Consider the following 24,210-nt stretch of genomic DNA (forward strand, 5'->3'; position numbering starts at 1 on the left):
TAATACAATTTTTCAGATTCAGAAAGTCTGTCCAAACTGGAACTGGAAACGTTGCAATTTGTCGCCTGGTTTATCATTAAGTGGCTGGGCGACACTGAACTTCAGCGGCCCCATGGGAGAAATCCAGGTTGCAGCCAACCCGGCAGAGTAACGAAAATCATCAAATCCCAGTCCGGAAAATGAATTAATAATTGTACCGCCATCGGCAAATGCACTCAGACGAACTGATTTGTCATCCTTCATAAATGGTACCGGGAATAATACCTCAACGTTACCGACTATACGTTTGCTGCCACCCAGAGCCAGATTATTATTGTCACGAGGCCCCAACGTATTGATGTTGTACCCTCTAACCGAATTAAAGCCGCCTGCAAAAAAATTCTTGAAGAAAGGTAGCGGTTTACCGGAATATCCATCGCCCACTCCCACTTCACCATTCAGCATCAGGGTAAATAGCCTGGAAACGGGAAAAAACCATCTCTGCTCATAACTGACCTTGTAGTAATTCAGGTCTCCGAACGGCATACCAAATTCGCCAAATAATCGCTGCATCAATCCGGAGGTTGTCCAAATCGCACTGTCACGACGATCACGTGCCCAACTCAAGGTAAGCGGGAGATTATTGGAAGTCTTGCCAAACTGATCGACGAAATCCCTGAAACGTTGCGGGCTGTCATTGCGCAAATCAATTTTAGTGTGTTCATAACCCAGTCCCAATGAAACCATGTCATTTTCCGCGACGGGGATACCAAAGCGAATGTTGGCACCAGTCGTATCGGTATTGAACACCCCCACACTGCTCAGAGAGCGGGTATTGATGTCACGTCTGAACGCTTCCAGACCGAGACTGACTCCATTAATCGTATAATACGGATTACTGAATGAAGCCGAGATGATCTTGTTAACGCTCCCGGTATTCACCTGCAGACTAAGAAAATTACCCGTCCCCAGAATATTGTTCTGGGCAATTGATCCATTCAGGATAATCCCTTCGCGATCAGAATAGCCGGCGCCAAACATGATTGCTCCAGTTGGCTTCTCAACTACATTGACATTGATATCCACCTGATCCGGTACATCGGCAACCGGGGGAGTTTCAACGTTAACGCTAGTAAAAAAATCCAGCCTGTCCACCCGTTGGCGGGAGCGATTGATCTGTTCAGTAGAATGCCAGCCCCCTTCCATTTGTCGGAATTCACGCCGTATCACTTCATCCCGGGTACGTTCATTACCGCTGATATTGATGCGTCTGACATAAACCCGGCGCCCTGGGTCGATAAAAAAAGTAAAGGCTGTCTTGCGAGTTTCCTTGTCCAGCTCCGGTGATGCATTGACATTGGCAAAGGCGTAACCATCATTCCCCAGCCTGTCACTGATTAGCTTGATAGATTCAGTCAGCTTCTCGCGGGCGAATACTCCACCCGGTTCAAGCTTGATCAACTTGCGTAACTCTTCTTCCGGCACAAGCAACTCGCCGGCCAGCTTTATATCGGACACCGTATATTGAGGACCTTCCGTTACATTGACCGTAATGTAAATATCTTTCATATCCGGCGTAATCGAAACTTGCGTAGATTCGATATTAAACTCCAGATACCCCCGATCAAGATAATAGGAACGTAGTGTTTCAAGATCAGCCGATAATTTTTGCTTTGAATACTGATCATCCTTCGTAAACCATGTCATAAAACCCGGTGTTTTGAGACTGAACAGACCGGTCAGATCATCTTCAGGAAAAACATGATTGCCGACGATGTTGATTTGCTTGATCCGAGCTGTTTTTCCTTCCTTGATATCAAAATTGATACCGATACGGTTTCGTTCCAGCGGCGTGGTTGTGGTCGTAATTTTGACGGCATACTTACCCCGGCTGATGTACTGACGCTTCAATTCCTGTTCAGCCTTTTCAAGCAGCGAACGACTGAAAATACGAGATTCTGATAAGCCTGCCTGCTTCAGCCCTTCCTTGAGTTTATCCTTGTCAAATTCCTTTGCGCCATTGATTGTGATCTGCGCGATTGCAGGGCGTTCCTGAACCTGCACAATCAACAGCTCTCCTTCGGATTTCAGTTTGACATCACTGAAAAAACCGGTTGCATACAATGCTTTGATCGCCGCACTGGCTTTTTTACTGTCGAGTACATCGCCGACTTTAACAGGCAGATAACTGAATATTGTTCCAGCCTCGGTACGCTGAATACCCTCCACCCGGATATCCTTGACCACGAATGAATCATTTGCCGCACAGCCTATTGAATACAGGAAAAAAAATAATGCATAAAACCTGAATTTCATGTCTATTCAGAAGCCAGGCGAAGTAGATCGTTATATATTGCAAACAGCATCAGTGTAATTAGCAAAGCCATACCAATCTGATTACCGATAGACATTACTCTTTCAGATAATGGTATACCTCGCACCACCTCGATCAAGTAATACATCAAGTGTCCGCCATCCAGAACCGGAATCGGCAGAAGATTCAACACACCAAGACTGATACTGATCAGGGCCAGGAATCCCAGGTAGGCAGTAAACCCTATTTGTGCCGACTGGCCGGCATAGTTTGCAATGGTAATCGGCCCGCTGATATTCTTCAGAGAAACATCACCAGTGACCATTTTCCCAAGCATGCGCACGGTAAAATAAGACATTTCCCAAGTCTTGGTAGCTGCTTTAACCAAAGCTGCCATCGGAGGATAGCTGGTTTTCACCAGCAGATTTTCCAGTATCTCATGATGGATTTCAGGCGTAATTCCAGCCTTGCCAATTTCAGCGTGACCCTCGGATACGGTTTCCGGTTGTAATGACATAGCAAGCTCCCGGTCATCCCGCATCACCTCAACCGAGAGTGTGTGCCCGGGATTTGAACGCACCATATCGACAACATCTTCCCAGGCGGAGACTTCCTTTCCATTAATCGCCACAACTCTGTCGCCAGTCTTGAGACCCGCGCGTTCTGCCGCCCCGCCAACCATCACCTGATCAATAACTGGGGCAACAATTGGCCGATAAACACTCAAACCCAGTCGATTCAGAAAATCACTTTCAAGATCTTCTGCGCCAAGACTGCTCATATCGAGTTTAAGCTGACGAGAAATTCCACTTTCGCCTGTTACTGTTATCCTGACATCAGGATTCTTGTCTACTGCATTGTCCAGCAGTAGCAGTCGGGCTTCCTGCCAGGTGGTAATTGCCTGGTCGCCGATCCCGGTAATGGTATCCCCGTTTCTGAAACCTGCTGAAGCCGCAAGTGTCGCGGGTTCAATTTCCCCCAGGATTGGCTTTACACCACTGACACCGAGTATAAAAAGTAACCAGTACAGCAGAATAGCCAATAAGAAGTTCGCCACAGGGCCTGCAACCACGATAGCGAAACGCTTGGAAACAGGTTGTCGGTTAAATGCACGTGGAAGTTCGTCAGCGGGAACCCGCCCTTCCCGTTCATCCAGCATCTTGACATATCCCCCCAGAGGGATCGCAGCGACCACCCATTCCGTCTGATCATTACCAAGGCGTTTTTTAAACAAGGGCTGGCCAAATCCGAGAGAAAAGCGCAGCACCTTGACTCCACACCAACGAGCGACCAGATAATGGCCAAATTCGTGAAAAGTGATCAGTAGACCCAGTGCAATTACGAATGCAAAAATAGTTGAGAGCAGTGTCATATTAAAGATCTGCAAAAATTATCCATTCCACTGCTCGGCACGAAATAACGGAGCTCCGGACTGTCCTCTTTGCCAAGCCTGAGTATCCAACCACTTGCGAGCTGTCTCACGCGCCCGTAAATCAGCAGCAAGCACATCTTCCAGGTCTGTAATTTCCTGCCTGTCTATTGATTCCATTACATGCTCGATGATCGCAGGGATTACCGTGAAAGGTATTTTACCAGCCAGAAAAACTTCAACCGCAACTTCATTGGCGGCATTCAGTACGGCGGGCATATTACCTCCCTTTGAAAGGGCTTCATATGCAAGCCTGAGACAGGGGAATCGCTCGAAATCCGGAGCCTCAAAATTCAATTGTGCAATTTTGAAAATATCCATGGATTGCACACCACTTTCTATTCTCTCGGGATAACCCAACGCATGCGCTATCGGTGTGCGCATATCCGGATTACCGAGTTGGGCAAGCACCGAGCCATCAATATATTCAACCATAGAATGAATGACGCTTTGCGGATGAACAACCACCTGGATTTTTTCGGGTTCCACATTAAACAGCCAGTGCGCCTCAATGACTTCCAGCCCTTTATTCATCATGGTAGCTGAATCAACCGATATTTTTCTGCCCATTACCCAATTGGGATGAGCACAAGCTTGCTCCGGCGTAACGGTTGACAGGGTCTGCAAATCTGCTTTATGGAAAGGTCCTCCCGAGGCAGTAAGCAATATCCGGCGCACCCCAGAACTAATCAGATCTCCATTGTAATGTTGTGGCAATGACTGAAAAATCGCATTGTGTTCGCTGTCTATCGGTAATAACGTTGCATGATATTGTCTGATCGTATCCATAAAGATACGTCCAGCCATCACCAGCGTCTCCTTGTTAGCCAGAAGAATATGTTTGCCCGCCTGCGCAGCCGAGAGTGTCGGACGAATACCTGCCGCGCCAACAATCGCTGCCATAACCGTATCGATTTCTGGTAAAGATGCTACTTTTTCCAGTGATTCGATACCTGAAAGCACCATGGTACCCAAGCCTGCCACACGCAATTTAGCTTCCAGTTGCTCGGCACTCTGAGCGTTGAGCATCACAGCGTACGACGGGTAAAATCGTTTGCACTGCTCAAACATTTTTTCAACATTCTTGTCGGCAGTCAGGGCAACCGCCTGAAACCGGTCGGGATGTCTGGCTACCACGTCCAATGTGCTTTCCCCAATGCTGCCGGTCGAGCCCAAGATGGTCAGATGACGGATTGGAGTCATAATTCAGTCGAATAAAATAAGATGGCCGATAGCGCAGCAACAGGTAAAACTGGGATCAACGCATCAATACGATCCAGTATACCGCCGTGACCTGGCAGAATATTGCCACTATCCTTAACGCCTGCCTGCCGTTTCAACAGTGATTCAAACAGATCACCCACTATTCCCAGCACCGCGAGCACAAGCAATAAAGGAACCAGCAAGCTAATCAGCTTGTTTTCTCTATCTACTATGCAAAACCAGATCAATGCATAGATCAATACGCCAACTAGCGCAGCAGCCACTCCCTCCCACGTCTTTCCAGGACTGATCTGCGGGGCAAGTTTATGCTTGCCATAGGTACGCCCGATAAAATAAGCAACGCTGTCAGATACCCACACTACTCCCATGAATCCAAGTAACAATAATGGATCCATCGCACGAAGCTGATATAGTGACAGACACGCCGGCAGCAATACCAGCCAGCCGGTTAACATGAATACCCACACATTGCGGATGGGTTGGATTGTTACCAATTGGTAAGGTACCGCTAACAGCCAGAAGATGGCAGATGCAATATAAAACCAGATCATCGATGAATCTGCCGGATTTCTGGCTACCGCCATGCTGGTCAGGAATAATAGCTCCCCTCCCAGCAAGGTGGTAAAAATCATATAAAGAACAGTCTGGCCAATTGAGAAACGCCCCAGACGGCACCACTCTCTGGCTGCTGTAACAGTCAATCCCAGGAGTAATACTGCCCAGAAAATATCCGGTAGATAAAATAATGCCGCCAGAAAGGCGGTCAATAATATGAGTGCGGTAAAGAGTCGGGTGCTAAGCATGAACGGGTGAGTCCCGTTAATTGAACAATGATGGTTAAACTTTATTTTCGTTCAAGATCGTATCCTTGATTTCCTGCCGACTTGCAAGCTGCTCACTTGTTTGACCAAATCTGCGCTCACGTTTCTGATAGGAAAGGATAGCCTTGTCAAGAGTTGATACATTGAAATCTGGCCACAAGGTATCGGTAAAATATAGTTCGGTATACGCAAGTTGCCAGAGCAGAAAATTACTGATCCGACATTCTCCTCCGGTGCGAATGAATAAATCTGGCTCGGGAGCATCCGCCATAGTCAGGTATCCAGAAAGATCAGATTCATTAAAATCCATAGTTGAATCAGAGCGTTGGGCGATCATTTTGCGTACAGCTTGCATGATATCCCAGCGTCCTCCGTAATTTGCAGCCACCGTAAAATGCAAACGAGTATTTCCGGCAGTAAGCATCTCACCATGCCGAACACATTCGATTACTCTGGGATCAAATTTCGAAAGATCACCAATCACCCTGAATCGGACTCCATTTTCATGCAAGCTGGTAACCTCCCGTTCAAGCGCAGCGAGAAACAGTTGCATCAGCAACTTGACCTCTTCCGCAGGTCTTCGCCAGTTTTCACTACTGAACGCAAAAACTGTCAGATACGGAACGCCTCTTTCAATGCAGGCTTTAATCGTACCTCGTACTGCCTCAACACCCTGAGTATGTCCTGCTATTCGTGGCAGATAACGCTGCTTTGCCCACCGGCCATTACCATCCATGATAATAGCGATATGCTTGGGTATCATCCCGGTTTCCGGGATTCCACGAGTTGAACTCAATATTGAAGGCATATATCAGACAGCCATCAATTCTGCTTCTTTGGCTTGCAGCAGCTTGTCTACCTCGGCAATATATCGGTCTGTCAGTTTCTGGATATCATCCTGCGCACGGCGATCTTCATCTTCCGCGATCAACTTGTCCTTCAACAATTCTTTCAACTGGGTATTAGCATCACGCCGAATATTCCTCATCGCGATACGAGCTGTTTCCGCTTCCGTTCTAACAATCTTGGTCAAGTCCTTGCGTCTTTCTTCTGTCAAGGGAGGCATAGGCACCCTCACCATTTCACCCGCAGTCATCGGATTCAAGCCCATATCAGAATCTCGTATCGCTTTTTCAATGGCTGAAAATGCTTTTTTATCCCATGGAATAACGCCTATAGTCCGCGCATCAGCCAGGGTTACATTCGCAAGCTGTCTGATCGGTGTAGGTGTTCCATAGTAGTCAACTGTTATATGATCCAGCAGCCCTGTATGTGGACGTCCACTTCTTACTTTGCTGAAATCAACTTTAAGTGCATCCAGGCTTTTTTGCATTTTCTGCTCAGTAGCCTTTTTTATATCAGCAATCATATTTAAGTAGATATTGATATTAAAAAGCGATTACAACAATGCACATGTGCTCTGCCATATACCGCGAGGAATAACGATATTTTAGATAATGTCCAAAAATTCAAATAATTACCAAAGTCCCTTCATCTTCACCCATGATAACTCGTTTGAGTGCTCCGGTCTTAAAAATACTGAATACATTGATGGGAAGTTTCTGATCACGGCACAAGGTCAGTGCAGTAGCATCCATTACCTGAAGGTTTTTATTAATTGCCTCATCAAAAGTCAGGTTACGAAAACGTTGTGCATCTTTATTTTCAAAAGGGTCACTGGTATAAATCCCATCAACTTTGGTCGCCTTGAGAACTATGTTGGCATTCATTTCCATACCACGCAAGGCAGCTGCTGTATCCGTAGTAAAAAAAGGATTACCAGTCCCCGCAGCAAATATGACCACTTTACGTTCATTTAAATAACGTAAAGCCTTGCCACGAATATAAGGTTCCACGACCTGATCTATCCGCAAAGCTGATTGTACCCGTGAGACGACGCCATTCCGCCTCATCGCATCGTGTAATGCTAAAGCATTCATGGTGGTAGCAAGCATTCCCATATAGTCAGCTGTTACGCGATCCATGCCATCTCCCGCGGATTTCATGCCACGAAAAATATTACCCCCACCTACCACAATCGCAACCTCAACGCCTAACTGCAACACTCCGGCAATCTCGACAACGATACGCTCAACCACTGTACGATCAATGCCATACTGCGCATCACCCATAAGAGCCTCGCCCGACAACTTCAATAAAATACGTTTATAGACGGCTGGCATATATGCTCGTGTAATGGAGATTTATCGTAAAGTCTTCCTGAAAATTGATCACGCCGCTATTCATACACCATCAACAGCCACTCCAGATTCTGTTGAGATTCACCTGAAATGATGACAGTAGATAGGGAAATGGCTGACAAGAAGTTGCGGTCGGTCTTGTTATTGCACAAAATACGCCTGAAAGAAAGATCGTGTTCCATTTGCTAAATTCGACTGACAAATCGCGCCAGGAACTGCCTGTGCGTATTATCCATACACGGCCTCTACCAACTGACGATTGTTCGTATCGCCGCGTCCGGATCGTCTGCCTGGCCTAAACAACAGGGGTCCATCTTTACTTACTGCGCCTCTGTTCATACGTGAATTGAGCCCCAATAATCCATTAGAAACCTATAGAAAATATACAGAATTTACGCCTGATGAACAGGCTCAGGTTGTCGCACAATCCACCTACACCAGATACTGAATCTCAACAGATCCTAGCATAGTGATAAGTTATCATTTACCTCTGCCACACGCCCGGTCAAACCAATCGCTGGAAAACATTCTTATTTTGACTGACTTACCTGCGCCATAACCTCAGCTGCAAAATCATCAGATTTCCTTTCGATTCCCTCACCTACAACGTACAGTGTAAAATTGCTGACTTCAGCAGATTTTGTTTTTAACAGCTTCTCAACAGTCTGCTCGGGATCTTTAACAAAAGGCTGGCCTAACAATGTAACTTCTGCCAAATATTTGGTAACTCGCCCTTCCACCATTTTCTCAATTATATTAGCCGGTTTGCCACTTTCTGCTGCCTGGGCAGTAAATATCTGACGCTCATGCTCAAGTAAATCAACGGGGACTTGTGCACTTGATACGCAAACAGGCTTGCTGGCCGCAATATGCATGGCTATATCTTTACCCAAGGCTTCGTCTCCCCCCGAATAATCAACCATTACACCGATCCTGCTCCCGTGTAGATACATCGCGAGACGACCTTCGGCATGGTAACTGATCCCACGACGAATACTAATATTTTCGCCCAGCTTCATAATCAAAGCCTTGCGAACAGATTCAACCGTTTCTCCACCAGCCAGAGGCATTTCAGCCAATAATGCTGTATCTGAAACACTTTGACTCACCATCAGCTTCGCCAGATCGCCGGCAAAATTGATGAAATCTTCATTCTTGGCAACAAAGTCGGTTTCACAGTTAACCTCTATCAGCGCTCCCTGTTTGCCATCAACGGTAATAAATCCGCTAATAACTCCTTCTGCAGCAATACGAGCAGCCGCTTTACTTGCTTTGGCTCCACTTCTGATCCGCAATAAATCCTCAGCGGCTTTCATATCTCCACCAGCCTCGGATAAGGCTTTTTTACATTCCATCATGCCCAAGCCGGTAAGCTCGCGCAATTCTTTAACCATGCTTGCAGTAATCTCTGCCATACTGACTCCGGATCCGGTTAATACAAAAACTTTGAATAATCTATTTCAATAAGAGGTGGTAACGGAGATCATTTATGCATCTGCAGACAGATCTTGACCAGACAGAACTTCACTATCAGTTTTACCCATCTCGACAATTTCCTGGATGGCTTGGTTGCGCCCCTCCAGAATGGCATCCGCCATGGCGCGCGCATAAAGTCGTATCGCTTGGCTGGAGTCATCATTTCCCGGTATCACATATTGAATACCGGCCGGGTTATGATTGGTATCTACTACACCCACGACCGGAATACCCAGTTTATTCGCCTCGATAATCGTGCCTTTCTGATACCCCACATCAATCACAAACATGGCATCCGGCAGCCCTTTCATCTCCTTGATACCGCCAAGACTGGCGTTCAATTTTTCTAATTCACGCTGAAAATCAAGAGCCTCTTTCTTTACCAGCTTGTTTAATGTTCCGTCTTGCACCATTTTTTCCATATCTTGCAAACGCTTGATCGATTGCCTGATCGTCTTGAAATTGGTCAGCATCCCTCCCAACCAGCGCTGATTAACATAAGGAGCGCCACACCGGATTGCTTCTTCTTTGACAATATCACGTGCCTGACGCTTGGTTCCCACGAAAAGAATTGTTTCTTTGTTCGCTGCTAACCTGCGGGCATAATCCAGCGCATCTCTGAACATGACAAGCGTATGCTCAAGATTAACGATATGAATTTTATTACGCTGGCCAAAAATATATGGCGCCATTTTCGGGTTCCAGAAACGGGTTTGATGACCAAAATGAACACCCGCTTCCAACATTTGCCGCATAGTAACTGACATGCATTCTCCCTAGGGTTAACCGCTACTTATCGACGTACTTCCTTAATGAAGGCACCCTATTTTGATAAGTGCGAATTGTAAATTATGTTATAAAAAGTTAATAAAACAAGAAATTTCCTCGGCGCAGAAAATCACCTCTGGCACCGCGCGCCATTATAACATGGCAGATCCTGTGCTCAAGAAAACTCATTTTTCAAATCGGATGAAACCGAAATCAGTCCGCTGAATTACCAATTCTGAGGTTCAACTTATCAACGTCATGTAATGTGATATGTTTGATATTAACCGTGATAAGCCCTTCCTCCTGCAGCTTGGAGAATGATCGGCTGACTGTTTCCAGCTTGAGCCCCAGATAACTGCCAATATCTTCCCTTGTTGCTCTCAAAATAAAATCCGTTGGCGAATACCCCCGTCTGGCCAGGCGGGCAGATAGGTTAAGCAAAAAAGCAGCCAGCCGTTCTTCTGCCCGCATGCTGCCCAGTAGCATCATAACCCCTCTGTCCTGCACAATTTCACGGCTCATAATCTTGTGAAGCTGACTCATCAATGAAGGAATATTTTGCCCGATTTCCTCAAGTTTTTTGAAAGGCACTTCACAGACTTCACTATCAACCAGCGCAACCGTGTCACAAGTATGCTTCTCCGGACTGATCGCATCCAGTCCCAGCAGCTCGCCTGTCATATAAAAGCCAGTCACCTGCTGGCGCCCATCCACCTTCAGCACACAAGTTTTAAAGGAGCCGTTTTTTACTGCGTAGAGTGACTTGAAATCAGATCCGGCATGCGACAAATACTCGCCTCTCCGCACCTTGAATTTATAATTGATCAGATTACCAAGATACTCTATTTCCTCATCAGTCAACCCCACCGGCAGACACAACTCTCGAAAACTGCAAGTCATACAGTCGGATTTTTGCTGCAGGACAGTGGAATTACCAGGCATTGCGCAGTTATACAAGACGACTCCCACCTTAATTTAGAGAGGAATAAAACCCAGCACTGATTTATCTAGTCACACTATTTATCAGCACATACTCCGCCAGACTCTGCGCAGAATCCCCTGTCAAATTTGGAAAAGCGGGCATCCCGATTCCTTTGCCATTCTTTACTCTTTCCATGATAGCATCCGCATTAGCCATCTCGGGCCTCAATATCATTACGTTGCCGCTTACAGGCGTATGACACTGCACACAGGCTTCCTTAAAAATCTTTTCACCTGTCGCGCCTGATAATGGCATGTAGTCATTATTTCTAGTGCAACCACCCAACGCAAACAACACAAAACCAAGCAGCATCACAGGCAAAATAGTTTTCATTTTTCCAGTATCTATCAATAATAATATTTCTAAAAACAGTCAAGCTTACAGGCAACCGGTCAAGTCTAGCATACTTACCATTCCATCGGATTAATTCCTATAAAAACATATTAAAATCAATTGATTATCTCGAATATATCAAATATGAAAACAGCATAATCGTTGCGAACAAAAAGCTTGCAATGAATCAATGAATTTCAGCCACCCCGGAAGCCTGAGTTCATCATAGTATTCATCCTAAAAATTCACACGCACTCCCGCAAGACCAGAACGCCCGGGCAATGGCGCGCGATCCTTTAAAAAGGAGGTATGTCGCCGCGCCTCTTCATTTAACAAGTTGGAGCCTCGCACGAACAGGCTGCAATTCATCTCTCCCCAGTCAAACCCGTAATCCAGCTGAATATTCAGCATCGTATAGCCGGCAGTAGCTGTTTCCAGTGAAGCGGTATCAGTCTGTTTGTATACTTGCATCACATCAACCTTCCCTCGCCAGGGGCCATAGACATAATCGAGCGCCCCACCAAAACGAAGTGGCGTTATCCGTGGCAAATATCCCCCCGTGGACAGCCGCCCACGCACGTAGTCAGTCCACAATCGCAAATCCAGTTTGCCGTGACGATCGTTTAGCAGATGAATATTCGTCTCGAATTCCGCTCCTATGAAATTTGCATTACTCTGATCGTAATTCAGTAATAACAAGCCATCCTTGTCCAACGCACCCTTGATATCAACACGATCCGGCAATCTGTCACCTGTCAAATCTGATTCCCGTAAAAATATAAAATCATTGATCCGTTTAGCAAACAGGTTAAGTGTCCAGTTTAAATTCCCGTTCTGTTTGCTCAGAGACAGATCAATACTACTGGTCTTTTCCGGCGAGAGCGTAGTTTTGCCCACTTCAAATGTATTTGTGGCCAGATGCGGCCCGTTGGAATACAGCTCTTCCAATGCCGGGGCGCGCAGCGCGTAGGAAAGACTCCCGCCCAGCGAATAATCCTCCTGAAATTTCCACGTTGCACCACTCGAAATACTGAATATGTTATGACTGACTGCGACAGCGTCATTTTTACGCTCTGTCCATTGATGTTCAAAGCGCCCACCCACTTCAACAATCCAGCGTCCGACATCCAGTTTTTCCAGCAAAAACATTCCCAGTGAATCCAAGCGAGAATCGGGAACAAAGGCTTCTTCACCAGCAGTAGCAAGATTGCGGTTCTGGTATTGTAATCCCAGCACGCCCTTCCAATTGTTTAAGGGCTGGTGCAGCATCTCAAGCCGACCATCCCACTCAAGATTTAACAGCAATGTTCCGCTCCCATCATCTCCCGATTCCCGATGCGCATGATCGTTATAACCCCAGCGCAGTTTTATTTTCTGCAACCCGGGCAAAGGTCGATTTAATGCTCCCTTCATATCAAAACGCGTCTGTTTTTGTCTGATTCGCGCCCCTTCTTCATGGCCCGGCGCAACATCGTCATCATGCAAATCTTCGTCATGCCCGTGATCATGTCCGGGCACACCATAGTGATTAATAAAGCGACTAACCGCAATCCCTAAAAACCCCCGTTCATCAATATAAGACAAACCACTGGAAAAATTTTCTGTCCGGACATCACTGTTCTCAAGCACACCTTTTCTCGCACTGGGCTCTGGCTCAATCTGCGCGAAACCGGGTATCGAATAATTCCCGGTGTGCCGCTTCATTCCATCCAGATGCCAGGCAAAATGTCCGCCCCCCGTATTAAGTCGGAATGCTCCTGTAAAATCATCAGCAACCGAACTGTAATGCCCATACAGATCTCCCTCCGTTTTATCAGGAATATGATCTGGTATTCGTTGATTCACGACATTCACCACCCCACCACTGGCTCCGGAGCCATAAAGCAAAGCCGAAGGCCCGCGAAAAATTTCAACCTGATCGGCAAACAATGCCTCTACTGCCACGGCATGATCAGGGCTGACCGTGGAAACATCCATCGTACCGACACCATCCTCCAGCACCCGCACCCGCGCGCCACCCAGGCCGCGGATTATCGGGCGACCGACTGCCGGCCCGAAATCACTGCTGGACACACCCAACTCCTGAGAAACTGCCTCACCAATGCTACGTAAATCATGTGTTTGAATACGTTCTCGTTGCAAAATTGATACAGGCTTGGGTATATCTGCCTGAGTTCCACTTAAAGGATCAGCCGTCACCACGATAGGTTTAAGTGATATGGACTCAGTTGCTGCAGACCCAAATACCATACCATTGGACACCTCCGATACATCCCGGGCGCAAGCACAAAACGAAATCAACAGCCCTGCAAACATTATCAGAGCGGTTAAAGCCTTCGGCTTTCCTGAATCAAATTTGAATAAACGGAAAAGTTCGATTATGCTAGTACTCGTAAACAAAACGATGAACATAGGAGGTTTAAATGTTTAGATTTTCATTTTTAGCAATCGCATGCGCAGCCATCTTGGCGTTAAGTGCCTGCGAAGAGAAAAAAAGCCTTGACGGGCACTCAATGGAGAAACCACCTCCCTCAGCTTTCATGGAGCGTGATTCCGCCCCAGATCTCGATGCTATAGAGGAACCTGAAGGAATGGCTACCAGCTCATCTTCAGCCAAAGAAGAAAAGAGTCAACCTTAAAACTTAATAATTATAAACAGCTTACCAGCACTGTCAGCGTGGCCTGTATCATGTCATGCATAGCCTTCTTGTTTGAAAGATATGTCGCAAAATACAATGAAGGCTATGCAGGCAAAATAAAATCAGAACAAACAGCCTCTCTTGCAGGCATGCAAGATTAATCAGCCTTACCATCTATACATATGCGCCATATTCTGACTCTGGCGCATATTTACCCGCCATCACAAGAAACAGCTCAATTATTTACTGGCAGCAACAAATGCTGTCCAAAAAGCACTCGTAAAAACAAGTTGCAACGCAGCCGTTAGTTCATCTGTGAGATGTATATACATAAAAGCTCCCAGTAAAAACACGACAATAGTTGCTACCCACAACACCTGTGCCCGTTAAGTAAGCTATTTTTATTATGGCTGTTTTGCTATGATGAGGAACCTTGTGATCACATATTCTTCGATGCTAAACATTGACTTGCACAGCCACTCAACCATATCCGATGGGATGTTATCACCCTCCCGATTATTGGCGCACGCTGCCTCGCGCGGTGTAAATATACTGGCATTAACAGATCATGACGATATTGCCGGGTTGAGTGAAGCCCGCCACTGTGCCCTGCAGGAAAATATCACATTAATCAATGGCGTTGAGATCTCTGTCACGTGGCACAGCCGAACTTTACACATCATAGGACTTGGAATCAACCCCGAGCATCCACCCCTGGCAGATGGACTAGAAGAAATCCGGGATGGCCGTATGGATCGGGCACAAGCAATTGCTGCACAACTGGATAAATACGGTATTCATGGCAGCCTTGAGGGGGCTCGCGCCCAGGCTGGTGAAAGCAGATTGATCGGTCGCACACACTTCGCCCGCTTCCTGGCTAGCCAGGGATACGCCAAGGACGTCAAATCCGTATTCAAGAAATTCCTGGTTAAAGGCAAGCCCGGTTATGTCTCACACGTATGGACCAGCCTGAGCGAAGCCATAGACTGGATCCGTGGCAGTGGAGGTCAGGCTGTTATTGCCCATCCAGCTCGCTACAAGCTGGGTAATAACTTGCTCGAACAATTACTCAGCGAATTTTGTGAGCTGGGAGGTACAGGAATAGAGGTTGTCTCTTCCAGCCATACGCCCGAACAAACTCGGCAATTTGCACAACTGGCTTCTCACATGAATCTATATGCGTCGTGCGGGTCCGACTACCACGGCCCGGGAGAAAGTTACTTTGATCTGGGCCGGTTACCTGCATTACCGCCCGAATGTACCCCAATATGGTCAGAATGGAAAATTCCAGACATTCAGGAAAGTTAATACAGTAACCACAAATATAAGCAAGCCGGATAAACCAGATTATTATTCTCTGGAAAATTATCCTATTTCACTCGATCATGAAGCTGCTGTAATTTCCTTATATAACCGCTTAAAAAATAGCCATGGCTCAATTTTTTTCCATACACCCACAAACACCTCACTTAAGACTTATCCGCCAGGCAGCTGATATCGTTCGCGAAGGCGGCATAATTGTTTATCCGACCGATTCCTGTTATGCACTGGGTTGCCAGATCGGCAACAAGGAGGCAATGGATCGTATACGCACCATCCGAAAAGTGGGTCAGGATCATAATTTCACACTGGTGTGCCGGGATCTGGCGGAAATAGCAACGTATGCCAAAGTAGATAATGCGCAATATCGTCTGCTTAAAGCTACCACACCCGGCAGTTATACTTTTATTCTGACTGCGAGCCGCGAAGTCCCGCGCCGGCTTCAACATCCCAAGCGACATACAATCGGGCTACGCATCCCTGAGCACCCTGTCACACAGGCATTATTAGCCGAATTAAATGAACCTCTGCTGAGTTCAACACTTATCCTCCCAGAGGACGAGCTGCCACTAAATGATGCCGAAGAAATACGCCAGCGCCTGGAACATCAGGTCGAGTTAATCATGGATGCCGGCTCATGTGGCACCAACATGACTACGGTAATTGACCTGACGGAAGCAACCCCGAGAATCGCCCGCCTTGGAAAAGGAGATCTCTCACCCTTCGGAATCACAAATGGATGACATCATTCAAGGTATCGCTATTTACGCACTGCCTGTTATTTTTGCCATCACATTGCATGAGGCCGCCCACGGCTACGTTGCCCGGCATTTTGGTGATCTGACCGCAGAAAAAGCCGGGCGTATCAGCCTGAATCCGCTCAGGCACATCGATCCCTTTGGCACTATCCTGCTTCCCTTAATGATGTTCCTGGCCAGCAAACTGGTAATGGGTAACGGCCTGCTTTTTGGCTGGGCCAAACCGGTTCCTGTTAATTTCAACCAGTTACGACAGCCCAAAAAAAACATGCTGTGGGTAGCTGCCGCCGGCCCGGGCGCCAACCTGTTGATGGCTTTCTTCTGGGCAGCCATCATCAAATTCGGAATCAACGCACCTGACGGCATTTATGTCAAACCCATGATACTAATGGGTATTGCTGGTATCGAAATCAATGTGGTTTTGATGGTACTGAACCTCTTACCTCTGCCACCGCTTGATGGTGGGCGTATTGCAGTAAGTCTGCTGCCCAACAAGCTTGCCTGGAAATTTGCCCAAATTGAACCTTATGGTTTCGTAATTTTGCTGGTGCTACTCGTCAGCGGTGTCCTGGGTGTGGTGCTGTGGCCTCTAATTACAATCACCAAGCAGATGATCGTCATACTTTTTGGTCTTTATGTATAAATAGTATTTTTCTACGTTTCACCAGACACCCTTATATTTTTTCTTCGATTCCATGCTATCCGGAGCTCTGTAAAAATGTTTGTTGATCGCGTTCTCTCAGGCATGCGCCCTACAGGAAATCTACATCTGGGACATTACCATGGTGTATTGAAAAACTGGCTAGCCCTGCAACAGAAATATGAATGCCTCTTTTTTGTAGCTGATTGGCATGCATTGACGACTCATTACGACTCCCCTGAAATCATTGAGCAGCATAGCTGGAACATGGTGGTCGATTGGCTGGCAGCAGGAGTAGATCCTGCACAAGCAACCTTGTTCATTCAGTCGAAAGTCCCCGCACACGCCGAGTTATACTTATTATTATCAATGATTACCCCGCTTGGCTGGCTGGAACGTGTCCCTACTTACAAGGATCAGCAGGAAAAACTTGTTGCGAAGGATCTCAGCACCTACGGTTTTCTCGGGTATCCCCTCCTACAAAGCGCTGACATACTGGTTTACCGGGCCAATCTTGTTCCTGTAGGAGAAGACCAGGCGCCTCATTTGGAGTTTACGCGTGAGGTATCCCGCCGGTTTAACCATATCTTTGGTAAAGAACCGGATTTCGAGAACAAAGTAACGCAAGCCATCAAAAGAATGGGCTCTAAAAAAGGAAAGCTTTATGGTGAACTGCGTAACCGCTATCAGGAACAAGGTGACGAAAATGCGCTATCCGAAGCCAGATTACTGCTGAAGGGACAACAAAATCTCAGCATGGATGATCGCGAGCGGCTATCCGGCTATCTGGAAGGAAGAAGCAAGGTCATTTTGCCTGAGCCACAAACGCTATTGACCAAAGCGTCCAAAATGCCTGGTCTGGATGGCCAGAAGATGTCCAAATCGTATGGCAACACAATTGGTTTGCGCGAAGATGTGGACAGTATTACTCGAAAAATTCGCACCATGCCGACTGATCCAGCACGCGTCCGCCGCAACGACCCTGGTAACCCGGAGAAATGCCCGGTATGGCAATTCCACCAGCTTTATTCATCAGAAGATGCCCGGAAATGGGTATGGCAAGGCTGCACAACCGCAGGGATCGGGTGCCTGGAATGTAAACAACCGATCATTCAATCAATACGGGAAGAACAGGCGCCTATTCTGGAACGTGCCAAAATGTATCAGGAAGACCCTGCTCAAGTAAAAAAAATTGTTGCCGAAGGATGTGAAAAAGCCAATCAACTGGCAGAAGAAACCATGCGGGATGTCAGAGCGGCACTGGGGATCGGGTATCCGTGATGAATGACATATCCAGACAAACCCTTGCAGACACCGGGAATATATTGGATAACGCTGCGCTGAACGACCCGATTGCAAGAGTACAAGGCATACCGCTACTGGAGATTCCACAAGATTTATACATTCCACCCGAGGCACTCCAGGTTTTTCTGGAAACCTTTGAAGGACCGCTTGATCTGCTGCTTTATCTGATCCGCAAGCATAACCTGGATATTCTTGATATCCCCATGGCCGAACTCACGCGGCAATATATCGCTTATGTTGAAACCATGCGTGCGGATCAGCTTGAGCTGGCGGCTGAGTATCTGCTCATGACTGCGTTACTGATCGATATCAAATCTCGCATGCTGCTACCGCACCCGGCGGCCATCATTCAGGAAGAGGAAGCCGATCCCCGGGCAGAGCTGGTACAACGGCTCTTGGAATATGAACGCATCAAGCAAGCGGCTATCCACCTACATAACCTCCCGCTTGTCGGTAAAGATTTTATGTTGACCTCTGTCTGGACAGATTTCATTGCCGAAAGACAGTTCCCTGATGTCAATCCTCAGGATTTGTGTGATACCTGGCTTACACTAACGGAACGCCTCAAACTTAACCGCAACCACACCATCCGATATGAAGCCATCTCTGTACGAGCATGCATGAGTGAAATTCTGAAAAATCTGCAGCCTCGAGGCAGTGCTTCCTTTACTGAATTATTCAGTAATATCTCCAATATTCATAAACTTGTAGCCAGTTTCCTTGCGTTGCTGGAGCTGGCCCGGGAAGCGCTGGTTGATATTGTTCAATCAGATCGCTTTGGAACAATTTATGTCCACACCTGCCATTCTGACCGAGCCAATTGAAGCGAACCTGGTTCTTTCGCTGAATGATCAGGTCGTCAGGGTTGTTGAAGCCGCATTGTTAACCACGTCTGAGCCTTTGACCATTAATGATCTCAAGAAACTCTTTGAGGGTAATATTGATAAAAAAATGCTGCATGAATCCCTGACAATCCTGGATGAGAAATGGTGTAACAGCGGAATAGAATTGGTTTTAGTTGCTGGAGGCTGGCGTTTCCAAAGCAAGCCTGAAATGCAAATTTTCCTGGATCGACTTAACCCACAAAGACCACCCCGTTATTCGCGTGCAGTAATGGAAACATTAGCCATCATCGCCTACCGACAACCCGTCACCCGTGGAGATATTGAAGAAATCCGGGGGGTAGCGGTTTCTACACAAGTTATTAAAACCCTGGAATCACGCGGCTGGATTGAAACTATTGGGCAACGCGAGATACCGGGCAAGCCTTATCTTTATGCAACCACCCGGCATTTTCTTGATGATCTGAATTTGCAATCGCTGGAACAGCTGCCCTCCCTGGAAAATTTTAATTCCCTGAATATATCTGCAGAGGAAAAGTTAAACGATCAGAGAATAGATCAAGAGTCCGGCGAGTCCAGCATTCATGAGTCAATATAATTTTTTAACTTCTTGGAGACACGATGTATCAACATATCAAGGTACCGGCCATCGGCAGCAAAATTCAGGTAAAAAATGACTCTACCCTGATCGTACCAGATAACCCGATCATCCCTTTTATTGAGGGAGATGGTACAGGTATAGATATCACACCCGTCATGATCAAAGTGATCGATGGCGCAGTAAAAAAAGCATACGGTGATTCCCGGAAAATTTCCTGGATGGAAATTTACGCGGGTGAGAAATCGACTCGCGTCTATGGACAGGATGTCTGGCTGCCAGACGAAACCTTGCAAGCAGCAAAGGAATTTGTGGTATCCATCAAGGGGCCATTGACCACACCAGTAAGCGGTGGCATCCGGTCAATCAATGTCGCATTACGCCAACTGCTGGATCTGTATGTTTGCCTGCGCCCGGTACGGTATTTCCAGGGGGTTCCCAGCCCGGTCAAACAACCGGAGAAAGTAGATATGATCATATTTCGCGAAAACTCGGAAGATATCTATGCGGGCATCGAATGGGAAGCTGGAACAGCAGCTGTTGAAAAAGTAATTAATTTCCTGACAACAGAAATGGAAATCACCAAGATCCGATTTCCTCAATCCTCTGCGATCGGGATAAAACCGGTTTCAAAAGAAGGCAGCGAACGTTTGATCAGGAAAGCCATTCAGTATGCAATTGACCATAAACGGCGCTCTGTCACCTTGGTGCACAAAGGAAATATTATGAAATTCACAGAAGGGGCTTTCAAGAAATGGGGTTACGAACTGGCAGCAAAAGAATTTGGCGCAGAATTACTGGATGGCGGTCCGTGGATGAAACTGCGGTATGATGGTAATGAAATTATCATCAAGGATGTTATTGCTGACGCCTTCCTCCAGCAAATCTTGCTGCGTCCGGATGAATACGATGTTATCGCCACACTTAATTTAAATGGTGACTATATTTCTGACGCTCTGGCTGCACAGGTGGGTGGTATCGGAATCGCTCCCGGAGCAAATTTGAGCGACAGCATAGCGATATTTGAGGCGACACACGGCACAGCACCAAAGTACGCTGGCAAGGATCAAGTCAATCCAGGATCAATCATCCTGTCAGCAGAAATGATGCTCAGACACATTAACTGGCACGAAGCAGCCGATATCATTATCAGCTCAATGGAGAAAACGATACAAGACAAAATCATGACCTATGATCTGGCAAGACTTACACCGAATGCCAGGCAGGCCACTTCTTCAGAATTTGGGAGTGCAATGATACAAAGAATGTAATAGAACTTATTAGACTGATATTCTCTGTAACATTTACTTCAGTCAGCTTATTTCAGAAATCAACCCCCGGCCTGGCATTATAAAAACTTCAGGTCGGGGGAAAACTAACCCGAAAGGTCGGCTCTTACACCGTCAGAATTAGGGAGCTTGAATATTTGAAGCTTGCTTGCCTTTTGGTCCTTGCGTAACTTCAAAGCTTACTTTTTGGCCTTCCTTCAGGGTCTTGAAGCCTGACATATTGATTGCGGAAAAATGCGCGAATAAATCCTCGCTGCCGTCATCCGGTGTAATAAAACCAAATCCTTTAGAATCATTAAACCATTTTACTGTGCCTGTTGCCATTTCTACTTCCTATAAAAAACTGGGCCGGATACCCTGATACTATTTGAATTTCAAGACCGCAAACGGCTCTAACCAGTACTGCAGAAAACTTGAAGCCAAACGCCGGTTGCAGTTTTACGCAAAATATGTCCCAAGTCAAGCAAAGATATGATGTTGATGCTACAAATTTTCACTTATGAAATGAGACAAATAACTACCTGACTAATCACTCAAGGAAGGCAGGAACTTTGTCGTAATCGACCCAGATGATTCCGGGAAACAAGGTAGGCTATAAGCACCGGAAAGATCGGGTTAGCGGTTAGAATACAGAAGTCAGTACTGATTAAATATTTTTCTTATAAAATACCAGATCCAAAACATCAAAAACGTAAGCCATGGCAGCAAATAACCGAAATCCTGAAAGTGTTATCGAAAAAGGCAAAACCAGATTGACCCCCCCGCCTTTATATAAGGTAATACTGATTAATGATGATTTTACCCCCATGGATTTCGTGGTAAAGGTGTTGCGCCATTTTTTCTTCATGGATGAAGAAATGGCAACCCGAATTATGTTGAAAATTCACACTGAAGGTGCAGGAATATGTGGAACTTATCCTGGCGATATTGCAGCCACAAAAGTACAACAGGTCAATGAATTCTCAAAACAAAATCAGCATCCACTCATGTGTGTGATGGAGAAGGAATAATATGATTGCGCAAGAATTGGAAGTAAGTTTGCATATGGCTTTCGTCGAGTCACGACAAAAACGTCACGAATTCATTACGGTTGAACACCTGCTACTGGCTCTGCTAGATAATCCCAGCGCTATAAAAGTGTTGCTTGCCTGTACAGTTGATATCGAGGATTTGCGCAAGTCCCTGCAGGATCATATTGCCCGCCATACACCAGTAGTAGAAGGATCTGGGGATGTTGACACCCAGCCTACTCTGGGCTTTCAGCGGGTCATCCAAAGAGCGATTCTCCATGTCCAATCCTCCGGCAAAAAAGAAGTCACCGGTGCTAACGTCCTGGTCGCAATTTTTGGCGAGAAAGATTCACACGCAGTTTATTTTTTACAGCAGAAAGGCGCAACACGACTGGATGTGGTGAATTATATTTCCCACAAGATAGACAAGACAGCACAGAACAGCGAATCTGAAAAAAATGAGGACAGTACTGACAGCGAGCAACGGGATTCAGGCAGCCCGCTGGAAAGCTACACCATCAATCTGAACAGCCAGGCAGCTGCTAACCGAATAGATCCTCTGATTGGACGTGAAAAAGAGGTTGAACGAGTCATTCAGACATTATGTCGTCGCCGCAAAAACAACCCGCTGCTGGTTGGTGAGGCTGGTGTAGGAAAAACTGCCATTGCCGAAGGGCTGGCCAGAAGAATTACTGAAAATCGAGTACCGGATGTACTTGCCAATCATCAGGTCTATGCCCTGGACATGGGGGCGTTACTGGCCGGAACAAAATATCGGGGCGATTTTGAACAGCGGCTGAAGGCGGTATTAAAACAGCTCACTGACAACCCCAAAGCAATTCTGTTCATCGACGAAATTCATACTCTGATCGGTGCTGGTGCTGCATCGGGCGGTACGCTGGATGCATCCAATCTGCTCAAACCCGCACTCAGCTCCGGACAGCTTAAATGTATCGGGGCCACTACCTACAACGAATATCGTGGCATTTTTGAGAAGGATCACGCCTTGTCTCGCCGCTTCCAGAAAATTGATATCTCTGAACCTGATATCAGCGAAACCGTGGAGATTCTGCGCGGGCTAAAATCCCGCTACGAAAAACATCATAATGTTAGATACACTGAAGTCGCGCTAACAGCAGCCGCAGAATTGTCCGCACGTTTCATTAATGATCGTCACTTACCAGACAAGGCAATTGATGTCATCGATGAAGCCGGCGCTGCCCAGCGAGTGCTCCCCAAATCCAGACAGCGGAAAATTATCGGCAAACAGGAAATCGAGCATGTTATTGCTGGAATAGCGCGGATACCGCCACAGAATGTTTCCAATGATGACCGCAATAAACTGAAAACACTGGATCGTGACCTCAAGGCCATCGTTTTCGGGCAGGATGCAGCAATTGATGCGCTCACTGCTGCCATTAAAATGGCACGCAGTGGACTGGGAAATACCGGCAAGCCTATTGGTTCCTTCCTGTTTTCCGGACCAACCGGCGTAGGAAAAACTGAAGTGGCACGTCAGCTTGCCTATATACTCGGAATCCCTCTGCATCGCTTTGATATGTCCGAATACATGGAACGCCATGCGGTTTCAAGACTGGTCGGTGCACCGCCGGGCTACGTTGGATTCGATCAGGGAGGCCTGCTGACTGAAACGATCATCAAACAACCACACGCTGTACTGCTATTTGATGAGATTGAAAAAGCACACCCTGATATCTTCAACGTCATGCTCCAGATCATGGATTATGGAACATTAACGGATAACAATGGGCGCAAGGCTGATTTTCGTAACGTGATCATCATCATGACGACTAACGCGGGCGCCGATACGCTCACCAAGACAGTAATCGGATTTACCAAACACGCAAAATCCGGAGATGAAATGATTGAAATCAAACGGCTGTTCACGCCCGAGTTTCGTAACCGGCTGGATGCCATTATCTCGTTTGCACCACTGGGAGAAGCCATTATATTGCGCGTTGTTGACAAGTTCCTGATAGAGCTCGAAGCACAACTGCAAGAAAAGAAAGTGGATGTTACATTCACCGACAACCTGCGCAGTCATCTTGCCAGCCATGGATTTGACCCGCTAATGGGTGCTCGCCCCATGGCTCGGCTTATTCAAGATATTATCCGCCGGGCACTTGCTGATGAATTGTTATTCGGGCAACTGGTTAACGGTGGCAAGGTAACCGTAGATATTGGTGAAGACGGCAAAGCTGTTCTCACATTTGAAAATAAGGAAAATGTAGCTGCACCCATCCCATCTTGAAAACCAAAAG

Annotated in this window: 24 protein-coding genes; 10 read left to right on the top strand and 14 right to left on the bottom strand. The window is 46.6% G+C overall.

What is annotated here, in order from left to right:
* Positions 1 to 18: 18 nt before the first annotated feature.
* The 13 genes from bamA to ACZ5EJ_RS09580 form a co-directional block, all read right to left on the bottom strand.
* Positions 19 to 2,295, bottom strand: a complete 2,277-nt coding sequence (gene bamA, locus ACZ5EJ_RS09520; RefSeq protein WP_074455702.1) for an outer membrane protein assembly factor BamA — start codon at positions 2,293 to 2,295, stop codon at positions 19 to 21.
* 2 nt (positions 2,296 to 2,297) lie between these two features.
* Positions 2,298 to 3,665: an RIP metalloprotease RseP gene (gene rseP, locus ACZ5EJ_RS09525; protein WP_074455703.1), complete on the bottom strand. Its 1,368-nt coding sequence runs from the start codon at positions 3,663 to 3,665 to the stop codon at positions 2,298 to 2,300.
* Positions 3,666 to 3,683: 18 nt separating this feature from the next.
* Positions 3,684 to 4,925, bottom strand: a complete 1,242-nt coding sequence (ispC, locus tag ACZ5EJ_RS09530) for a 1-deoxy-D-xylulose-5-phosphate reductoisomerase (protein WP_011635049.1) — start codon at positions 4,923 to 4,925, stop codon at positions 3,684 to 3,686.
* Positions 4,922 to 5,749: a phosphatidate cytidylyltransferase gene (locus ACZ5EJ_RS09535; RefSeq protein ID WP_011635050.1), complete on the bottom strand. Its 828-nt coding sequence runs from the start codon at positions 5,747 to 5,749 to the stop codon at positions 4,922 to 4,924. The genes ispC and ACZ5EJ_RS09535 overlap by 4 nt, the downstream gene beginning before the upstream one ends.
* A 34-nt stretch (positions 5,750 to 5,783) precedes the next feature.
* The gene (gene uppS, locus ACZ5EJ_RS09540; RefSeq protein ID WP_464556997.1) at positions 5,784 to 6,575 is read right to left on the bottom strand and encodes a polyprenyl diphosphate synthase; all 792 of its coding nucleotides are present in this window, start codon (positions 6,573 to 6,575) and stop codon (positions 5,784 to 5,786) included.
* Between the two features lie 3 nt (positions 6,576 to 6,578).
* Complete coding sequence (frr, locus tag ACZ5EJ_RS09545) at positions 6,579 to 7,136, bottom strand: ribosome recycling factor (RefSeq protein ID WP_011635052.1); 558 nt, start codon at positions 7,134 to 7,136, stop codon at positions 6,579 to 6,581.
* Positions 7,137 to 7,236: 100 nt separating this feature from the next.
* Positions 7,237 to 7,950, bottom strand: a complete 714-nt coding sequence (gene pyrH / locus ACZ5EJ_RS09550; protein WP_011635053.1) for a UMP kinase — start codon at positions 7,948 to 7,950, stop codon at positions 7,237 to 7,239.
* Between the two features lie 56 nt (positions 7,951 to 8,006).
* Positions 8,007 to 8,150 carry a hypothetical protein gene (locus ACZ5EJ_RS09555; protein ID WP_160803517.1) on the bottom strand — a complete coding sequence of 48 codons (144 nt, stop codon included), beginning with the start codon at positions 8,148 to 8,150 and terminating at the stop codon, positions 8,007 to 8,009.
* Between the two features lie 348 nt (positions 8,151 to 8,498).
* Complete coding sequence (gene tsf / locus ACZ5EJ_RS09560) at positions 8,499 to 9,383, bottom strand: translation elongation factor Ts (RefSeq protein ID WP_011635054.1); 885 nt, start codon at positions 9,381 to 9,383, stop codon at positions 8,499 to 8,501.
* Positions 9,384 to 9,455: 72 nt separating this feature from the next.
* Entirely contained in the window at positions 9,456 to 10,211 is a 756-nt protein-coding gene (gene rpsB, locus ACZ5EJ_RS09565) for a 30S ribosomal protein S2 (protein WP_074455704.1), read from the bottom strand.
* A gap of 214 nt (positions 10,212 to 10,425) precedes the next feature.
* Entirely contained in the window at positions 10,426 to 11,154 is a 729-nt protein-coding gene (fnr, locus tag ACZ5EJ_RS09570; RefSeq protein WP_464556998.1) for a fumarate/nitrate reduction transcriptional regulator Fnr, read from the bottom strand.
* Positions 11,155 to 11,215: 61 nt separating this feature from the next.
* Complete coding sequence (locus tag ACZ5EJ_RS09575) at positions 11,216 to 11,527, bottom strand: c-type cytochrome (RefSeq protein WP_011635057.1); 312 nt, start codon at positions 11,525 to 11,527, stop codon at positions 11,216 to 11,218.
* Between the two features lie 237 nt (positions 11,528 to 11,764).
* The gene (locus tag ACZ5EJ_RS09580) at positions 11,765 to 13,777 is read right to left on the bottom strand and encodes a TonB-dependent receptor (RefSeq protein WP_464557000.1); all 2,013 of its coding nucleotides are present in this window, start codon (positions 13,775 to 13,777) and stop codon (positions 11,765 to 11,767) included.
* Positions 13,778 to 13,950: 173 nt separating this feature from the next.
* Here ACZ5EJ_RS09580 and ACZ5EJ_RS09585 point away from each other — a divergent pair, with 173 nt between their 5' ends.
* The 8 genes from ACZ5EJ_RS09585 (at position 13,951) to icd (ending at position 20,900) form a co-directional block, all read left to right on the top strand.
* Positions 13,951 to 14,166 (top strand): hypothetical protein, encoded by a 216-nt coding sequence (locus ACZ5EJ_RS09585; protein ID WP_041353562.1) that lies wholly within the window; start codon positions 13,951 to 13,953, stop codon positions 14,164 to 14,166.
* A 420-nt stretch (positions 14,167 to 14,586) separates the two neighbouring features.
* Positions 14,587 to 15,474, top strand: a complete 888-nt coding sequence (locus ACZ5EJ_RS09590) for a 3',5'-nucleoside bisphosphate phosphatase (RefSeq protein ID WP_011635059.1) — start codon at positions 14,587 to 14,589, stop codon at positions 15,472 to 15,474.
* Between the two features lie 122 nt (positions 15,475 to 15,596).
* Positions 15,597 to 16,229: an L-threonylcarbamoyladenylate synthase gene (locus ACZ5EJ_RS09595; protein WP_011635060.1), complete on the top strand. Its 633-nt coding sequence runs from the start codon at positions 15,597 to 15,599 to the stop codon at positions 16,227 to 16,229.
* The gene (locus tag ACZ5EJ_RS09600; protein ID WP_011635061.1) at positions 16,222 to 16,887 is read left to right on the top strand and encodes a site-2 protease family protein; all 666 of its coding nucleotides are present in this window, start codon (positions 16,222 to 16,224) and stop codon (positions 16,885 to 16,887) included. The genes ACZ5EJ_RS09595 and ACZ5EJ_RS09600 overlap by 8 nt, the downstream gene beginning before the upstream one ends.
* 75 nt (positions 16,888 to 16,962) lie before the next feature.
* A complete protein-coding gene (locus ACZ5EJ_RS09605) occupies positions 16,963 to 18,165 on the top strand; it encodes a tryptophan--tRNA ligase (protein WP_464557001.1) in 1,203 nt (400 codons plus the stop codon).
* Positions 18,165 to 19,013, top strand: a complete 849-nt coding sequence (locus ACZ5EJ_RS09610) for a segregation and condensation protein A (RefSeq protein WP_464557003.1) — start codon at positions 18,165 to 18,167, stop codon at positions 19,011 to 19,013. Before ACZ5EJ_RS09605 ends, ACZ5EJ_RS09610 begins: the two co-directional genes overlap by 1 nt.
* Entirely contained in the window at positions 18,979 to 19,629 is a 651-nt protein-coding gene (gene scpB, locus ACZ5EJ_RS09615; RefSeq protein WP_011635064.1) for an SMC-Scp complex subunit ScpB, read from the top strand. Before ACZ5EJ_RS09610 ends, scpB begins: the two co-directional genes overlap by 35 nt.
* A gap of 23 nt (positions 19,630 to 19,652) precedes the next feature.
* A complete protein-coding gene (gene icd / locus ACZ5EJ_RS09620) occupies positions 19,653 to 20,900 on the top strand; it encodes an NADP-dependent isocitrate dehydrogenase (protein WP_074455705.1) in 1,248 nt (415 codons plus the stop codon).
* Positions 20,901 to 21,038: 138 nt separating this feature from the next.
* Here icd and ACZ5EJ_RS09625 read toward each other — a convergent pair whose 3' ends face one another.
* Positions 21,039 to 21,242, bottom strand: coding sequence for a cold-shock protein (locus ACZ5EJ_RS09625; protein WP_011635066.1), 204 nt, complete (start codon positions 21,240 to 21,242; stop codon positions 21,039 to 21,041).
* A gap of 374 nt (positions 21,243 to 21,616) precedes the next feature.
* On the opposite strand from ACZ5EJ_RS09625, the gene clpS reads away from it, so the two are divergent.
* Together clpS and clpA are read left to right on the top strand one after the other, a co-directional pair.
* Positions 21,617 to 21,928, top strand: coding sequence for an ATP-dependent Clp protease adapter ClpS (gene clpS, locus ACZ5EJ_RS09630; RefSeq protein WP_011635067.1), 312 nt, complete (start codon positions 21,617 to 21,619; stop codon positions 21,926 to 21,928).
* A 1-nt stretch (position 21,929) separates the two neighbouring features.
* A complete protein-coding gene (clpA, locus tag ACZ5EJ_RS09635) occupies positions 21,930 to 24,200 on the top strand; it encodes an ATP-dependent Clp protease ATP-binding subunit ClpA (RefSeq protein WP_011635068.1) in 2,271 nt (756 codons plus the stop codon).
* Positions 24,201 to 24,210 lie beyond the last annotated feature (10 nt).

It is taken from the genome of Nitrosomonas sp. TNE100 (assembly GCF_055387135.1).